Consider the following 14,840-nt stretch of genomic DNA (forward strand, 5'->3'; position numbering starts at 1 on the left):
CCCATGAATACGGCTTGCGCCTCCGCGGGGGCGGCGCAAGCCGTATGGGAGGCCCGTCATGCCGGGCTCGCTCCTGGCTCACTCCTGGCTCAGCTTCCTGGGGGCGGCGCGGGCCGAGGACGACGGTGGTCTGCCGCTCGACGGCCACCTGGAGCGCCCTGAGCTGGAGAAGCCCGGGGTGCTCCTCGATCAGCCGCGCGGTAGCGGGCAGCGAACGCGGCGCGACCGCATCCCCTCAACGGTAGCGGCCGGCAGGCCCGGTGATCGATCCGTTGCCCCGAGGACGCAGGGCGGCCCTTCCGGGCTCCCCGGCAGGCCACATGAGGCAGCCCGGGACGACCTGACCTCGTCCCGGACTGCCAGCATCCAAGAGTAGGGCGTCGCCTCCCGGCGCCCGGAAACGGGGGTGCGGGGAGCCCCCGCCCCGCGCTACCGTGCCCGCATGCGATTGATCGTCTCTCCGCCGCCCGCCCGATAGCGGGCGCGCTCTCCGGTGAACCGGGCCTGACCGGCCCGGTCGATGGCCGCCGCCCGCATTAGGGGACCTGCCGGCCATCAACCGATGAGAGGCGTCGATGACGCATGCTTCCGCCCTGCCTGTTCGGCGGGGCCTTGTCCACCTGTCCATCGCCGCGGCCGCCTGGGGGACCGGCGGCGCAGCGGGCGCACTGCTCCACCGCACCGGCGATCTCAGTCCCGTCGCCGTGTCCTTCTGGCGGTTCGCCTGCGGAGCGGCGTTTCTGCTGATCGCCGCCCGCGTCGGCCGCCGCCCGGCGAGTCGTCCGTCATGGAGGACGATCGCGGTCATCGGCCCCGCCATGGCGGTGTGCCAGGCCGCGTACTTCGCCGCGATCGCCGACACGGGCGTGGCCGTCGCCACGATGGTGACGATGGGGGCCAACCCCGTGCTCGTCGCGGTCGGTGGGCGGGTCTTCCTGCGTGAGCCGTTTAGCCGTACACGCCTGGCCTGCGTCGGGCTGGCCGTCGCGGGCCTCGCCATGCTCGTCGGGGGAGCCGGTCGGTTCACCCCGGCGGGCGTGGGTTACGCCCTGCTGTCGGCGGCGGGCTATTCCGCCGTCACGCTGTTCGCCCGATCGGCGGGGGACGATCGGGGCCGTGCTCTGTGGGGGTTCGTGGCCGGAGCCGTCTGCCTGCTGCCCCTGGCGGCGGCTCACGGCCTGTTTCCGGCGCCCGGTGACGCGGGGGCCACGGTGCTGTTGCTCGCCTATTTGGGGGCCGTTCCGACGGCGCTGGCGTACGGCCTGTTCTTCGCGGGCCTCAGGACGGTGAGCGGCACGACCGCCGCCGTCATCGCGCTGCTGGAACCGCTGGTCGCCGCCGCGATCGGGGTCTTCCTGCTGCGCGAGCACCTCGCCGCGGCCCAGCTCGCGGGAGGGATCACCCTGCTGGCCGCCGTCGCCTGCCTCGCGCGGTCAGAGCTGAACGCCGCCGGTTGAAACGCCCCCGGTTGAACCTGCCGGTTGAAGGCCGCCGGTTGGAGGCCGCCGGTTGGAGGCCGCCGGTTGGAGGCCGCCGGTTGGAGGCTGCGGACTGAACACGGCGGTGCCGTCCGCGCCGCCGTACGGCTTGCCCGCCGTGGAACGGGCCGGGCGGCCGTACGGCGGGCTCGCCGTGGAGCGGGTCCGCCGCGATCTCGGCGCGGGGTGCGACATCCTTTCGCCGGTTACCCGCCAGCGCGCGGTGTCCTATACACTGGCTGGCGTCGCAAGGGGCTATAGCGCAGCTGGTAGCGCACCTCCATGGCATGGAGGGGGTCTGGGGTTCGAGTCCCCATAGCTCCACACAGACGGGCAACCAAAGGCCACCCTCCGGGGTGGCCTTTTTCGTTTCCCGGTGTTTCCTTCCTATGTGCGCGGCACAACTCCCGTGAGAGTGCATAACGGGCTCATCGCATTTGGGGGTGTAGGTCGGGTCTGAAGCCTCCGGCTTCGAGCAGCGATCTGGCGATGTAGTTCGTCAGGTTGCGGAACCCGAGGGCGGAGCCACGGAGGTGCTCGAGCCGGCCGTTTATCGCCTCGGTCGGGCCGTTGCTGGTGCCGGGGCGGTCAAAGAACGCGAGCACGTCGGCGGCGCGCAGCTTCAGCGTCCGGCCGAGCTTGCGGATCTCCTTCAGAGCGGCCGGGACGCCGCTGGCGTCGCCGATCACCCGCACGCCGTTGAACCGGCCAGGGTCGCCGATGAGCACCTGCTTCCCCTCGGCCAGGACCGTGCTGTTGGCGGTATGCCACGATACCCCGAGCCCGGCCGCGACGCGGGCGACGGTGAGGTGGTCGATGACGATGCTCTCCAGCGCCCACCGCAACCCGCCGCGCGACAGCTTCGCCTTCGGCGGTGCGGCCTTCGCGGTGTTCTGCCGCCATCGAGGCGGCAGAACGCGGTCAGGTCAGGGGGCGTCGAAGATAGCGTGGGGCACGTCGAGGTCTTCCGTCGGACGGTGACCGTAGGAACTCCTATCCTGGAGGACCTCGACCCCCGCCCCCGCGACCGCCGCGCGCATCCCGGCTCCACCCTCAACTGTGAAGAGCCGCTTCCCTGCCCACACTTCAGGAGCCGACGATGGATAACGAGATTCAGCTGATCAGTGACGGCGATGGACTGGCGGTCATCGGGAATCCGACGGCTGTCGAACGCTTCCTGGTCTCTGAGGGACTGCCGTCGAAGGACCTCGGACTGCAACGGCTTGGATCTGTTCTCAGTACCGGGGCTGGAGCCGCACGGGCAGGTTCCGAGATTGCCGCCAACTCAGGTCGCTGGGTGAAGCTGACCAGGGAGTCCGCGCAGCTTGTCGACAAGTACGGGCTGAGGGAAAGTTCCAAGACGGGTCTCAGCTCAGGTGTGCTGAAGGGGAACAACGGCCAGATCAAGGGATTCGTCGAATTCGTGAAGGGGCCCGGATCGCTTCTGACCAACCCGGCGATTCTGGCTGGTGCCGCGGGGATCATGGCACAGCTTGCGATGCAACAGACCATGGACGAGATCACCGACTATCTCGCCACGATCGACGAGAAGGTCGACGACGTGCTCCGCGCCCAGAAAGACGCTGTGTTGGCGGACATGATCGGAGTGGACCTCGTGATCGAGGAGGCCATGACCATCCGAGAGCAGGTGGGCCGGGTCTCCGAGGTCACGTGGTCGAAGGTGCAGGCCACGCCGGTGACGATCGCACGAACCCAGGCGTACGCGCTGCGTCAACTCGACGCGCTCGCGGAGAAGATAGAGCACAAGACCAAGATCGGTGATCTCGCCAAGACGTCCAAGGAAGCCGAGTCCAAGGTACAGGAGTGGCTCGCCGTTCTGGCTCGCTGCTTCCAACTGCAGGACGCGATCGCCGTGCTCGAACTCGACCGGGTGTTGGACGCGGCTCCGGAGGAGCTGGACCGGCATCGCCTCGCACTTCGGGCTGCACGGCAGAACCGGCTGGAACTCATCTCACGGAGCACCGAGCGTCTGATGGCCCGCATGGAGGCGGCCGCTGACACGGCCAACACGAAGGTGCTGCTGCACCCCACCACGTCGCGGGCTGTGGTGCATTCGAGCAACCATGTCGAGATCACCGTCGTTGACTTCCACGGGCGGCTCGGGATCGAGCGCGGTCGACAGTCATTGGAGGCGAGACGATGGGTGGACGCGGCCGCGGAGGCGAGGGACAAGGTGCTCGAGACAGGAGCAGAGAGCGTCGATGCCGCCCGGCGCCTCGGTAACGAGACCCTCGACCGGGCCAGATCGGTGACGGGCAAGATCTCCAGCGGGATTGCCGAGCGAGCGCTCCGTCGGCGCGGGGACGACGAGGAAGGCTGAGAGAGCGGCGACCGTCAGCCACGTGGGCTCCCGTTGGACTGGACCATTGAGCCTCTCGGCTCGATATACCTCGACAGGCTTCACTCGAGTTGTTCTGTCCACGTCAGCGGCCCGTCTGAGGTCCTTCCGGTGCTCTATCTGTCACGCCTAAGGTCGTCGAGCAGGGTGGCCGCCTCGGCGAAGGCGTCGTTCACGGTCGCGACGCGGAGGCGAAGCGTTCGGCAAGGTCTCGGCAGTCTCGGACGCTTCGGGGACCGCTCGCTTCCGCCGCGTACGGCCGGGCCACAGTCCAAGCCGCTGCGGCAGCGCCTGCTCTTCTTCGGTCTTGGCGGACTCGGAATCGTCGGACTGCCTTATCGGCCATCCGTCCAAATGGCGCCTGCCGGCCGGGTGGCACACGGGTCATACCGACTGGTCGGTCCGTGTGGCAGGATCGGGCCCATGGTCGATCCTCAAATCGCTCGTCAGGGATGGCGCCGTCTCGAACCCGTGCACGGCATGATCTACTTCGTGCCCGAGGCCAGGGAGCGGTACGCCGCGTTGGGCCTCACCGACTGGCAGAGCGGCTACTTCGCCTCGCGGGCCGCGGCCTTCGGGGCCGCCTCGCCGGAACTGGTCATCGCGACCTTCTACAACTTCTCGCCTCGTCTCATCCGGAAGGCGCTCCCGGCGGCCTGGGGCGTGGTGAGCCCGGACAAGCTGCTGGCCGCCCGGCTCGACGCGGCCGACGCGGCCCTTCGCCGGGCGGACATCCACGCCCGTCCCGATCTGGAGGAGACGCTGGCGCTGGCACGCCGCGCGGCCCTCGCCGCGTGCGAGCGGCTCCCCGGACGTCCGCTGTTCGCCGCCCACGCGGCGCTGAAGTGGCCCGAGGACCCCGTTCTCGCCCTGTGGCACGCCCAGACCCTGCTGCGCGAGTATCGCGGCGACGGCCACATCGCGGTCCTGGCGGCCGAGGAGCTGAGTGGTCTGGAGGCGCTGATCCTCCACGCCGCCGCCGGGGACATTCCCGTCTCCTTTCTGAAGAAGACCCGGGGATGGAGCAGGGAGGAATGGGCCGCCGGGGAGGACGCGCTGCGGTCGCGCGGACTCCTCGGAGAGGGGCCCACGGTCAGCGAGCGGGGCCAGGCGCTCCGACGGCGGATCGAGGAGCGGACCGACGAGCTCGCGCTGCCCGCCTACGCCGCTCTCGGTGAGGAGGGCTGCGAGCGCCTCGCCGTACTGGCGAGAGGGTTCGGCCGGGCGGTGGTCGACGCCGGCCTGCTCACCCTCCCGGCTGATCTGGCCTGACGGGGCTTCCGGCCTGACGGGCGTCAGGTGCGGAACGCATTGTGCCCGCCCCGGCGCGCGGAGCGGGCACGACTGCTGTGACGGATCCTGCCTACACAGGGATCTGCCTGATCAGTTGTTGTTGATGAACTGCTGGGCCAGCTGGTTGCCGAGGGTCACGGCCTGGCTGTGGTTCTCCTCCTGAGCGACCTTGGTGCCGGAGCCGGTGAAGACGATGTACGTCACGCCGGAGTCGGTGCCGCCGTTGCTCGGGTCGGGGTTGATGCCCAGGTCGGAGGCCGTCTTGTAGGACGCCTCACCGATGATTCCGGTGGGGCCGGTGTCGCCCATCACCGCGTATTCGACCTTCCCGTTGTAGATCACCGCGATGACGGTGCCACAGCCGATGCCCTTGGTCGTGTAGTTCCAGATGCTGCTGGAGCTCGGGACCACGACGTACGGCAGGGTCGCGGCGTTGAGCGGGGAGCCGCCGCTGGTGTGGCAGGCGGTGTCGTTCTGGTAGCAGCAGTCGGTGTTCTCGTTGCACTGCGTGGTGCGGACGCCGTCACAGTCGATGTCCATGTCGGCCTGCCAGTACACCGCGCCGGTCTTGTTGCACACCGGCACGGTGGCGCTGCCGGAGTCGCTGTCGGTCTTGTACTTGCCGTTGGAGATCTGCTGGCAAGTCGTGATCTTGGCGAGCAGCTGGTCGGCGGTCACGGTGCCGCCACTGCCGCTGGTGGTGGTGCCGGTCACGCTGGAGCTGTGGCCCGACTCGTTACCGGCCGCGTCGACGGCGGTGACGTTGTAGGTGTGCGACGTCGAGGCGGACAGGCCCGAGATCGTCGCCGTGGTGCCGCTGGGCGACGCCACGACGGTGCCGCCCTCGTAGACCCGGTAGCCGGTGACGCCCACGTTGTCGGTGGACGCGCTCCAGGAGAGCGAGATGCTCGACGACGTGGTGCCGGTGACCTGGAGGCCGCCGGGCACGGTGGGCGCCTGGGTGTCCCCGCCGCCTCCGCCGCCGCCGGTGACGTCGATCTTGTCGACGTTCGGGCCGCCGTTCGCGGTGGTGGCGGTGGCCCGGATGGTGTTGGCGCCCGCGTTGAGGTTCGCGGTGACCGAGCTGGTGGCCCAGGTGTCCCAGTTGGTCGTGCTGTTGAACGCCTTGTTCGCGGAGACGACCGTGCCGTTGACGGCGATGTCCATCGGCCGGTTGACGGTCGTGCCGTTGGCGTACCGGAACGTGATGGTGGAGCTTCCGGCGGCCGCGGCGTTGACCGTCCACTGGATGTAGCTTCCGGCCACGTTCGTGTAGTCCACGAAGCCGGTGCCGGTGAAGCCGAGATGGTTGCTGAACACGCCGGCCTGCGACAGGGTCGCGTCCTCGGCCTGGTACGCCGTCACCGGGGCGTCGGGGGTGGTGGCGTCGATGTAGTCGAGGTTGGGGTTGCCGTTCACGCTCGTGGACGTGATCCGGACCTTGTTCGCCCCGGCGTTGAGGTTCGTCGTGAGCGTGTAGGTGGCCCACGTGTCCCAGTTGGTCGTGCTGTTGAACGACTGGTTCGCGGCGACGACCGTGCCGTTCACCGCGATGTCCGCGGGCCGGTCGATGGTGGTGCCGTTGGCGTACCGGAACGCCAGCGTGGCGCTTCCGGCGAACGAGGAGTTCACGGTCCACTCGGTGTAGCTGCCCGTCACGTTGTCGCCGTTGACGAAGCCGGTGCCGGAGAAGTTGAGATGGTTGGACTCCACCACTCCCTGGGAGATAGTGGCGTTCTCCGCCTCCAAACGGGTGGTCGCCGCGCTCGCGGAGCCTGTGACGAACAGACCCGCGGCTGCGACGCTCAGCGTCAGCAGCGCTGATGCGAAGCGGGGGGCTCTTCGCATCGCTCACCTCCTGAAAATTAGGAAGCCTTCCTAACAATTGGCCGCTACGCTAGGCCCGAGTCAGAACCAGGTCAAGAGGAGACAAAGACCGGAAAGGACTTTCCCGTCAGGACATGTACGGCTATGCCGGTGCGGTCAGGGGAAAGCCGGGGTTGTGGCAGACGCGACGCTCGCGGCGGCACGGTTGTGCCGGTAGCCCGATCGGCGCCTTCGGGCGCAGCGCATGATCACGGTGGTCGTTCCCGCACGTCAGCGGCCGGGGCGGGAACATGTGCATGATCACGGCGCTTGGTTTCGCACGTCAGTGGCCATGCGGGGGAACCTGTGCATGATCACGGCGAGAAGTGGGGGGCGTGGGCGAAAACGTTTGCATGATCTCCTCATAACGACCGGAGATATCTTGATATATCAAGGCGAGCTGGCTAACTTCGAGCAAGTGACACCGGAAGAGCTGCGCAGCCATCGCTGGTACGGAACCGACAGCCTCAGATCGTTCAGCCACCGGGCACGGACACGGCAGCTCGGTCTGTCGGCTGAGGAGCATCTCGGCAAACCGGTCATCGGCATCCTCAATACCTGGAGCGAGCTCAACCCCTGCCACATGCATCTGCGCGACCGCGCGGAGGACGTCAAGCGCGGCGTGTGGCAGGCGGGCGGCTACCCGGTGGAGCTGCCGGTCATGGCGGTGGGGGAGACCTTCCAGAAGCCGACGGCCATGCTGTACCGGAACCTTCTCGCGATGGAGACCGAGGAGGTGCTGCGCTCCTACCCGCTGGACGCCGCCGTGCTGATGGGCGGCTGCGACAAGACGACCCCGGCCCTGATCATGGGCGCGATCAGCGCGGACCTGCCGGTGATCTTCGTGCCCTGCGGGCCGATGGTGCCGGGCGACTGGCAGGGCCGCAGGCTCGGCAGCGGCAGCGACATGTGGAAGTACTGGGCCGACAAGCGCGCCGGGCTCATCACGGACGAGCAGTGGGCGGAGATCGAGGAGGGCATCGCCCGCTCGCCCGGCCACTGCATGACGATGGGCACGGCCTCGACGATGACGTCGGTGGCCGAGGTGCTCGGGCTGACCCTGCCGGGCGCGGCGTCCATCCCCGCGGTGCTCTCCGCGCACACCCGCATGGCGGCCGCGAGCGGGCGCCTGGCCGTCAAGCTGGCCTGGGACGACGTGCGGCCCTCCACCCTGCTCGACGAGCGGGCCTACCGCGACGCGCTGACCACAGTCCTCGCCCTCGGCGGATCGACCAACTCGGTCATCCACCTCATCGCGATGGCCCGCCGCAGCGGCGTGGACCTGACGCTCGACGACTTCGACGCCGCCGCCCGCGAGGTGCCGGTCCTCGCCGACGTACGGCCCAGCGGGGCGTTCCTGATGGAGGACTTCTACCGGGCGGGCGGCCTGCCCGCGCTGCTCCACCGCGTCGCGGACCTCCTCCACCTCGACCGGCCCACGGTCAACGGCCAGGGCATCGCCACGCGGGAGCCGTACGACGAGAAGGTCATCAGGCGCCGGGACGATCCGCTGTCGCCCGAGGGCGGCCTCGCCGTCCTGCGGGGGAACCTCGCACCCGGCGGCGCGGTGATCAAGCACATCGCGGCGGACCCCCGGCTCCTCAAGCACACCGGCCCGGCGGTGGTGTTCGAGAGCCACCGCGACCTGTTGCGCCGGATCAACGAGGTGCCGGCCACTCCGGACAGTGTGCTCGTGCTGCGCGGCTCGGGCCCCAGGGGCGGCCCCGGCATGCCGGAGCACGGGATGCTGCCGATCCCCGACCACCTGCTCAAGCAGGGCGTGCGCGACATGGTGCGGATCTCGGACGCCCGGATGAGCGGGACCAGCTACGGCGCGTGCGTGCTGCACGTGGCCCCCGAGTCGCACGTCGGAGGCCCGCTCGCGCTGGTCAGGGACGGCGACCTGATCACGCTCGACGTCGAGGCGCGCAGGCTCACACTGGAGGTCCCGGAGGAGGAGCTGGCCAGAAGACGCGCCGAGTGGACGCCGCCCGAGCCGTACTATTCGCGTGGGTACGGCGCGATCTACGACAGGCACATCCTCCAGGCGGACGAGGGCTGCGACTTCGACTTCCTGGCGGGCACGAAGGGAGCGCCGGAACCCGAGGTCGACTGAGAACGTTTGTCAGGACCCGCGCCGGGCACCCGAGGCGCGCGGCGTCGCACCACCATGGACTGAGCACGGCGGAGTATTGGTATATCCATATACATGACCGCTGAGCACGTCCTGCAGCCGGTGGCGCGTTCGACCACGCGCACCGACCTTGTCGCCGACTCCATCCGCGCCGCCATCCTGTCCGGCCGGATCAAGCAGGGGGAGACGCTGGTCGAGCGCCGTCTCGCCGACCAGCTCGGGGTCTCGAAGACTCCCGTCCGAGAGGCGCTCATCGGCCTGGCCTCCACCGGCCTCGTCGTCATCAGTCCCAACCGCGGCGTGACCGTTAGGGTCGTCGGGCCCGACGACGTCCGGAAGGCGTACGAGGTGCGGCTCCTCACCGAACCATGGGCGATCGGCCGCACGGCCAGGGCGGCCGATCCTGCCGTCGTAGCGGACGCCAGGAAGGCCCTCGACGAGGCCAGGGAGCTGCTGGCCGGGGCCGACATGACCGCGATGAGCCTCGCCAACCGGCGGTTCCACCGCGAGCTCTACTCGGGCTGCGGCAACGAGCTGGTCGTCACCCAGCTCGACAACCTCCAGGACCTCGCCGCGCTCGGCACCGTCACCGTGCTGTGGAAGCACTGGCCCACCTGGCGGGAGGAGTACGAGGAGCACGAGGCCATCCTCGCCGCCGTGGAGGCGGGCGACGGCCCGCTGGCCGAGCGTCTGACGCGCAAGCACATCAAACGCTCGGTCCTCCATCTCTCAAGGGCGCGTTGACGCCGGGGCTCGGCGACCGGCACCGAGCCCCCTGCGCGGTCAGAGCTGGGACAGGGAGAACGACCAGATCCCGCGGCCGTGGGTCGCGGCGTAGACCTTCTGGTCGGAGGGGGAGTATTCCACGTCCGTCACCGCGGTCGTGGGCAGGTTGCCGCCCAGGCGCGTCCAGCCGGTGGCGGCGGCGGGGCGGTAGACGGCGCCGAGGTCGGTGGCGAGGACCAGCCCGCCGGGCACGATGGACAGCGCGTTGGCCGGCACGTCGGGCAGGTTGGCGGAGATGTCCTTCCACGTCGTCCCGCCGTCGGTGGACTCGTAGACGTGGCCGACCCCCGCGCCCGGACCCTCCGTCCAGCGGCGGGAGAAGCCGTTGATCGCCACGATCACGTGCCGCGGGTCGGCGGGGTCGGCGGCGAACCCTGAGATATAGCGGTTCGGCAGGACCGAGCCGTCCGAAGGGAGCGTGAGCTGGCGCCAGCTCGCCGGGTCGTCGAAGCGGCCCACCGCTATGCCGCGGCCGAAGCCGGCGTTGTTGCAGGGACCGCACCACCCGACGTACGCGGTGCCCTGGGACATCGCGACCGCGGTGGCGACGTGGCCGGCGCCGAGGTCGAAGAGGTTCTTCCACTGCTTGCCGTCGCTGATCGCGAAGCCCGCGGTGTTGATCCACACGTGCTGCCCGCCCGCAATCCAGCGGTTGACGTCGCTGACGTCCCTGCCGAAGGGGGCGATGAACCGGGCCGGCTCGTCGCCGGCGCTGCTGGTGTACGGCTGGATGTCCTTGGAGGAGGAGTGTTCCTCGTCGAGCGCGCCGGGGTTGACGTTGCAGTTGAGCGTGACCCGCATGGCGAGGTAGACGTACTCCTGCACCTGGCGGCAGCCGTTGGCCGGGTCGGCCATCGAGTCGCCGCCGTCGCCGCCGAAGTTGGAGCCCATGACGGTGTCGCCGGGCCGCAGCACGGACGCGCCGTTGTCCTGCAGGCCGCCGGAGACCGCGACGCCGGCGCCGTCCTTGCCGACCGCCACGGCGTAGTACTGCAGGGCGTCCATGGTGCCGTCGGACAGGCTCTGCCAGTCAGTGGCGTTGCCGTGGGCGTTGGTCACGCCGCGCAGTGGCCGCCGGTAGACGCCTCCGTCGTTGCCGACGTAGACGTAGCTCTTGCCCTGGTAGGAGCCGATGGCGACAGAGTGCTGGTCGGGGTGGGTGCTCTTCGGGCACGTGTTGGAAGCGTCGTCGATCGCCCAGCAGTCGAAGCCGAAGTTCCAGTACGGCCCGACGGTCTTCCAGGTGGCCCCGCCGTTGGTGGTCTCGTACACCTCTTCCAGGCCGGCGTAGACGTGCCGGGCGTCCGTCGGGTCGACGATGAGGAACTGGTTGTACCAGGCCTGGACGCCGGGGCCGTATCCCTTGCCGCTCTCGGCCTGCTTCAGCGCGGAGCCGGAGTTGGCCAGCTTCGTGGAGTCGGCGATCTTGTTCCAGGGTCCGGCGGGGGAGCCGCTGGGCGAGACGTAGATGCCGTCCAGGTAGCTGTTCACCGTGCCCACGGCCTTGTTGAGCAGCTTCGGCGACTGGTTGATCGCATACAGCGTGCGGGCGTCGGAGCTGTAGGCGAAGGTGACGTAACCGACGTCGTCGGCGGGCATGGCGCCGCCCGGGTTGACCTTCTGCCAGCTCGCCGGGCCGCGCGTGTAGTCGGCCGTCTCGTAGAACCCGTTGTAGGTGTCGCCGCTGCGCCAGCCGATCGCCGCGATCACGTGCTTGGGGTTGAGCGGGTCGATCGCGATGTCGTTGGCGATGTTCTTGTAGGGGGCGTTCGGGTCACCGGCCTTGGACCCGCCGGCGAGGTAGTCGGGGTTGGGCGTGAACTCCATGTGCCAGGCGCCGGCGGCCGTCGAGGCGTCGTGGCTCCACACGCCCGCGCTCGTCGCCACCCACACTTTGCCGCCGCCGAACCGCATGCCGCGGATCGTGGTGCTCTCCAGTTCGGTGCCGCCCACCCGGTTGCCCGGTGTGAAGGAGCCGGTGGTGGGGTCGGCGAGGCGGTACACGCCCGAGCCGACGAAGGAGGTGGCGCCGGTGTTGCCCTCGCCCGTGGCGTACCAGAGCGAGCCGTCGGCCGCGAGTCAGGTTCGCGGAGGACAGGCTCGGCAGGCCGTCGGCGATGGGCGTCCACTTGCCGCCGCCGGTGGCGGATCGCCACACGCCGCCGTCGGCTCCGGCCGCATAGACGTGGCCCTTGCCGTCGGCGGCGAGGCCGGTGACCCGCCCGGTGACCAGACCGGCGCCGCCGGAGGAGTTGGACGCGTAGTCGCGGTAGCGCGGGTCGTCGGCGTCGTAGGGGACCTTCGTGGTCTCGGTCCAGCCGCCCTTGGTCGCCTGCAGGCCCTGAAGCTGGGTGAAGGCCGCGCCGTACGCGCCGGGGGAGACGATGCCGGGGGCCGTCCTGGCCTCCGCCCACTGCGCCGCGATGGTCGAGGCCTCGAAGGCCTCCTGGCCCGCTTCGGCCGGGTCCTCCCCGGCCATCATCTCCATGCGCTCCTTGGCCTGCATCGGCCGGCCCGCTCCTGGCTCTTTCCTCAGCCCGAGCTCTTCCAGCAACTCGTCGCCGCCGACCGCGAGCGTCCCGCCTGTGCCGAGGAGCAGAACCGCGGCAGCGGCCGCTACCCATCGAGCACGTGAGGTACGTAGGGGAAACGCCACTCTAACAGCCCTCCGTGGCCTATTTTCCGGCCCCACAGATGTGGGGCCATCGTCCCGATTAAGGCGTTACAGGGCGGCGAGCGCTAGGTCATGAAGCGTCACATAATTGCAACAGACTGGACAAGGCGTCAGGAATGATGAAAGCCGCTACTTGAGCCGGCCGGAAGTGCACCGCCCGACCGCGCCGGACTTCACCTGCTAGAGGAGGGTGCGGAGGATGGCGGCGACCTCTTCGCGGTCGGCGGGGGACAGCTCGGAGATCGGCGGGCGTACGGCGCGGCCGCACACGCCGAGCTGAGCCAGCGCCTCCTTGATGACGGACACGTTGTGCTCGCTGGCGTTCCTGGCCCGCAGGTCCTCGATGGGCTTGAGACGCCGCCACAGCTCCAGCGCCTTGGCCTGGTCGCCCGCCCGCAGCAGTTCGAGCAGCTCCACGGACAGCTCGGGGACGATCACGGCCAGGCCCGAGGTGAACCCCTCGGCGCCGCCCGCCCAGAAGAACGGGGCCCAGCTCTCAGCGAGGCCGCAGACCCACACCAGCTCGCTGAGCGCCGCGGCGTGGACGGCGAACGCCACGGGGTCCGGCACGGCGTACTTGATGCCGACGACGTTCGGGCAGTGCCGTACGAGCTCCTGGAGAGCCCTGGTGGTCACGACGGGGGAGCGGATGTAGCAGACCAGCCCCAGGTCCGGCACGGCCTCGGCGATCGCGCGGTGGTAGTCCGTCCAGCCCTCCTCGGACTGGTACGGATGGACCGGCTGGTGGATCATGACACCCTGGCAGCCGAGGTCCTGCGCCTCGCGGGCGAGCCGTACGGCACGGTGCACGTCGTGGCCCACACCGGCGATCACGACGGCGTCCGGGGCGGCCTCGCGGGTCAGCGTCACGGCCCGGGTGAGCTCCTGGTCGCTCAGTGAGTAGAACTCGCCGGTGTTGCCGTTGGGGGTGAGGGCCTGGACGCCGCCGCGCACGAGGCGGTCGATCGCGGCCTGGTAGGCCGGCTCGTCGATCCGGTCGTCTGGGGCGAACGGTGTGACCGTCACCGCGACGACGGAGCGCAGCGCCTGCCGGACATCATCGATCATCGGGAAATCTCCTCGGGCTCTGACCTGTGTCGATATCTGGTATATCAGTACACCGCCATCTTGACCTATTGACATGTTTCACAAACGTTTCCAACATAGGGCCACTATGGAAGGTGCACGAGAGGTAACGCGGGCGGCCACGATCCACGCCGTGGCCGCACTCGCCGGTGTTTCGCCATCCACCGTCTCTCGTGCGCTCAACTCCCCAGGGCTCGTCAATGCCGTCACCCGGCAGCGCGTGCTCGAGAGCGCCGAGCAGCTCGGGTATCAACCGAACCGGGCTGCTCGGTCGCTCGTCCTGGGCCGGACCTCGAATCTCGGCCTGATCGTCCCCGACATCGCCAACCCGTTCTTCACGCCTTTCATCAAGGCGGTCCAGGCCCAGGTGCGGCAGGCCAGCTACTCGCTCTTCCTCGCGGACACCGACGAGGACGTCGAGGTCGAGGTCGAGGCCGCCAGGGCCATGGCAAAGCAGGTGGACGGCATGATCCTGTGCGCTCCGCGTATGCCGGGCAACCGGCTCAGGTCCATCGCCGTCCACACGCCCGTCGTCATCGCCAACCGGCAGAGCCGTACGGCTCCGGCGGTCACGATGGACATCGGGCCGGGCGTCCGGCAGGCGGTCGCCCACGTCCACGCGCTCGGTCACCGCCGGTGCGCCTTTCTTTCAGGGCCCCGAGGCTCGTGGTCCAACCAGCAGCGGCTGCGCTTCTTCACGGCCGCCTGCCAGGCGCAGGGCGTCGAGCTGATCGTCCTCGGGCCCTTCGAACCCGTCTTCGGCGGCGGCTATCGGGGAGCGGACGAGGCCGTCGCCGCGGGCGTGACTGCGATATTCGCGTACAACGATCTCGTCGCCCTCGGCGTCATGTCGCGGCTGAACGACCGGGGGATCCGGGTCCCCGGCGAGATGAGCGTGCTCGGATTCGACGACATTCCGATGGCGTCGATGATGAACCCTCCCCTGACCACGGTGATGATGCCGATCACCGCCGTGGCCAGGGCGTCCGCCTCGATGCTCCTCACCCTGCTCGGCGGCAACGGCCCGCCGCGCCCGGCGGCGCAGGAGCTCGCGGCCCGTCTGGTGATCCGGAGCACCACGGAAAGCGCGGCCCGCCCAACCGGGCTCTGAGGAGGGCTGGGGACCGTGCTGGTGGCCGACGGCACCCAGATCGCCGCCCAGGT

Annotated in this window: 10 protein-coding genes, 1 tRNA gene and 1 pseudogene; 8 read left to right on the top strand and 4 right to left on the bottom strand. The window is 69.5% G+C overall.

Translation table 11 applies throughout. The features are described from left to right. The first annotated feature begins 58 nt into the window (after positions 1-58). From N5079_RS12465 to N5079_RS12475, 3 genes are all read left to right on the top strand, one after another. Positions 59-376, top strand: a complete 318-nt coding sequence (locus N5079_RS12465; RefSeq protein ID WP_261583804.1) for a hypothetical protein — start codon at positions 59-61, stop codon at positions 374-376. Between the two features lie 199 nt (positions 377-575). Then, positions 576-1,457: an EamA family transporter gene (locus N5079_RS12470; RefSeq protein WP_261583805.1), complete on the top strand. Its 882-nt coding sequence runs from the start codon at positions 576-578 to the stop codon at positions 1,455-1,457. A gap of 272 nt (positions 1,458-1,729) precedes the next feature. Further along, positions 1,730-1,802, top strand: a tRNA-Ala gene (locus N5079_RS12475). A 104-nt stretch (positions 1,803-1,906) separates the two neighbouring features. On the opposite strand, the pseudogene N5079_RS12480 reads toward N5079_RS12475, so the two are convergent. Continuing rightward, positions 1,907-2,380 (bottom strand): annotated as a pseudogene (locus tag N5079_RS12480) (transposase); the annotation flags it as partial. Positions 2,381-2,577: 197 nt separating this feature from the next. Between N5079_RS12480 and N5079_RS12485 the strand changes: the two are divergent. Beyond that, complete coding sequence (locus N5079_RS12485; protein ID WP_261583806.1) at positions 2,578-3,819, top strand: hypothetical protein; 1,242 nt, start codon at positions 2,578-2,580, stop codon at positions 3,817-3,819. Between the two features lie 441 nt (positions 3,820-4,260). Further along, positions 4,261-5,109, top strand: a complete 849-nt coding sequence (locus tag N5079_RS12490; protein WP_261583807.1) for an SCO6745 family protein — start codon at positions 4,261-4,263, stop codon at positions 5,107-5,109. A gap of 111 nt (positions 5,110-5,220) precedes the next feature. Here the strand turns inward: N5079_RS12490 and N5079_RS12495 are convergent, their stop codons facing one another. Further along, positions 5,221-6,978, bottom strand: a complete 1,758-nt coding sequence (locus tag N5079_RS12495) for a glycoside hydrolase family 75 protein (RefSeq protein ID WP_261583808.1) — start codon at positions 6,976-6,978, stop codon at positions 5,221-5,223. Positions 6,979-7,414: 436 nt separating this feature from the next. On the opposite strand from N5079_RS12495, the gene araD reads away from it, so the two are divergent. Both araD and N5079_RS12505 read left to right on the top strand, forming a co-directional pair. Next, positions 7,415-9,112, top strand: a complete 1,698-nt coding sequence (gene araD / locus N5079_RS12500; RefSeq protein ID WP_261583809.1) for an L-arabinonate dehydratase — start codon at positions 7,415-7,417, stop codon at positions 9,110-9,112. 93 nt (positions 9,113-9,205) lie between these two features. Next, entirely contained in the window at positions 9,206-9,874 is a 669-nt protein-coding gene (locus tag N5079_RS12505) for a GntR family transcriptional regulator (RefSeq protein ID WP_261583810.1), read from the top strand. Positions 9,875-9,913: 39 nt separating this feature from the next. On the opposite strand, the gene N5079_RS12510 is transcribed toward N5079_RS12505, so the two are convergent. Both N5079_RS12510 and N5079_RS12515 read right to left on the bottom strand, forming a co-directional pair. Next, positions 9,914-11,830, bottom strand: a complete 1,917-nt coding sequence (locus tag N5079_RS12510; protein ID WP_261583811.1) for a WD40/YVTN/BNR-like repeat-containing protein — start codon at positions 11,828-11,830, stop codon at positions 9,914-9,916. 940 nt (positions 11,831-12,770) lie between these two features. After that, on the bottom strand, positions 12,771-13,658 hold the full coding sequence (locus tag N5079_RS12515; RefSeq protein WP_261583812.1) for a dihydrodipicolinate synthase family protein: 888 nt from the start codon (positions 13,656-13,658) through the stop codon (positions 12,771-12,773). A 106-nt stretch (positions 13,659-13,764) separates the two neighbouring features. Between N5079_RS12515 and N5079_RS12520 the strand changes: the two genes are divergently transcribed. Next, the gene (locus N5079_RS12520) at positions 13,765-14,787 is read left to right on the top strand and encodes a LacI family DNA-binding transcriptional regulator (protein WP_261583813.1); all 1,023 of its coding nucleotides are present in this window, start codon (positions 13,765-13,767) and stop codon (positions 14,785-14,787) included. Positions 14,788-14,840: the final 53 nt, after the last annotated feature.

Origin of the sequence: Planotetraspora sp. A-T 1434 (assembly GCF_025420585.1) — a bacterium.
Taxonomy (GTDB): Bacteria; Actinomycetota; Actinomycetes; order Streptosporangiales; family Streptosporangiaceae; genus JAOEGB01.

Coding starts and splice junctions, on each gene's coding strand:
- N5079_RS12515 (WP_261583812.1), bottom strand. CDS start 13,658: ATGATCGATGATGTCCGGCAGGCGCTGCGCTCCGTCGTCGCGGTGACG.
- N5079_RS12505 (WP_261583810.1), top strand. CDS start 9,206: ATGACCGCTGAGCACGTCCTGCAGCCGGTGGCGCGTTCGACCACGCGC.
- N5079_RS12485 (WP_261583806.1), top strand. CDS start 2,578: ATGGATAACGAGATTCAGCTGATCAGTGACGGCGATGGACTGGCGGTC.
- N5079_RS12470 (WP_261583805.1), top strand. CDS start 576: ATGACGCATGCTTCCGCCCTGCCTGTTCGGCGGGGCCTTGTCCACCTG.
- N5079_RS12465 (WP_261583804.1), top strand. CDS start 59: ATGCCGGGCTCGCTCCTGGCTCACTCCTGGCTCAGCTTCCTGGGGGCG.
- N5079_RS12490 (WP_261583807.1), top strand. CDS start 4,261: ATGGTCGATCCTCAAATCGCTCGTCAGGGATGGCGCCGTCTCGAACCC.
- N5079_RS12510 (WP_261583811.1), bottom strand. CDS start 11,830: ATGCGGTTCGGCGGCGGCAAAGTGTGGGTGGCGACGAGCGCGGGCGTG.
- N5079_RS12495 (WP_261583808.1), bottom strand. CDS start 6,978: ATGCGAAGAGCCCCCCGCTTCGCATCAGCGCTGCTGACGCTGAGCGTC.
- N5079_RS12520 (WP_261583813.1), top strand. CDS start 13,765: ATGGAAGGTGCACGAGAGGTAACGCGGGCGGCCACGATCCACGCCGTG.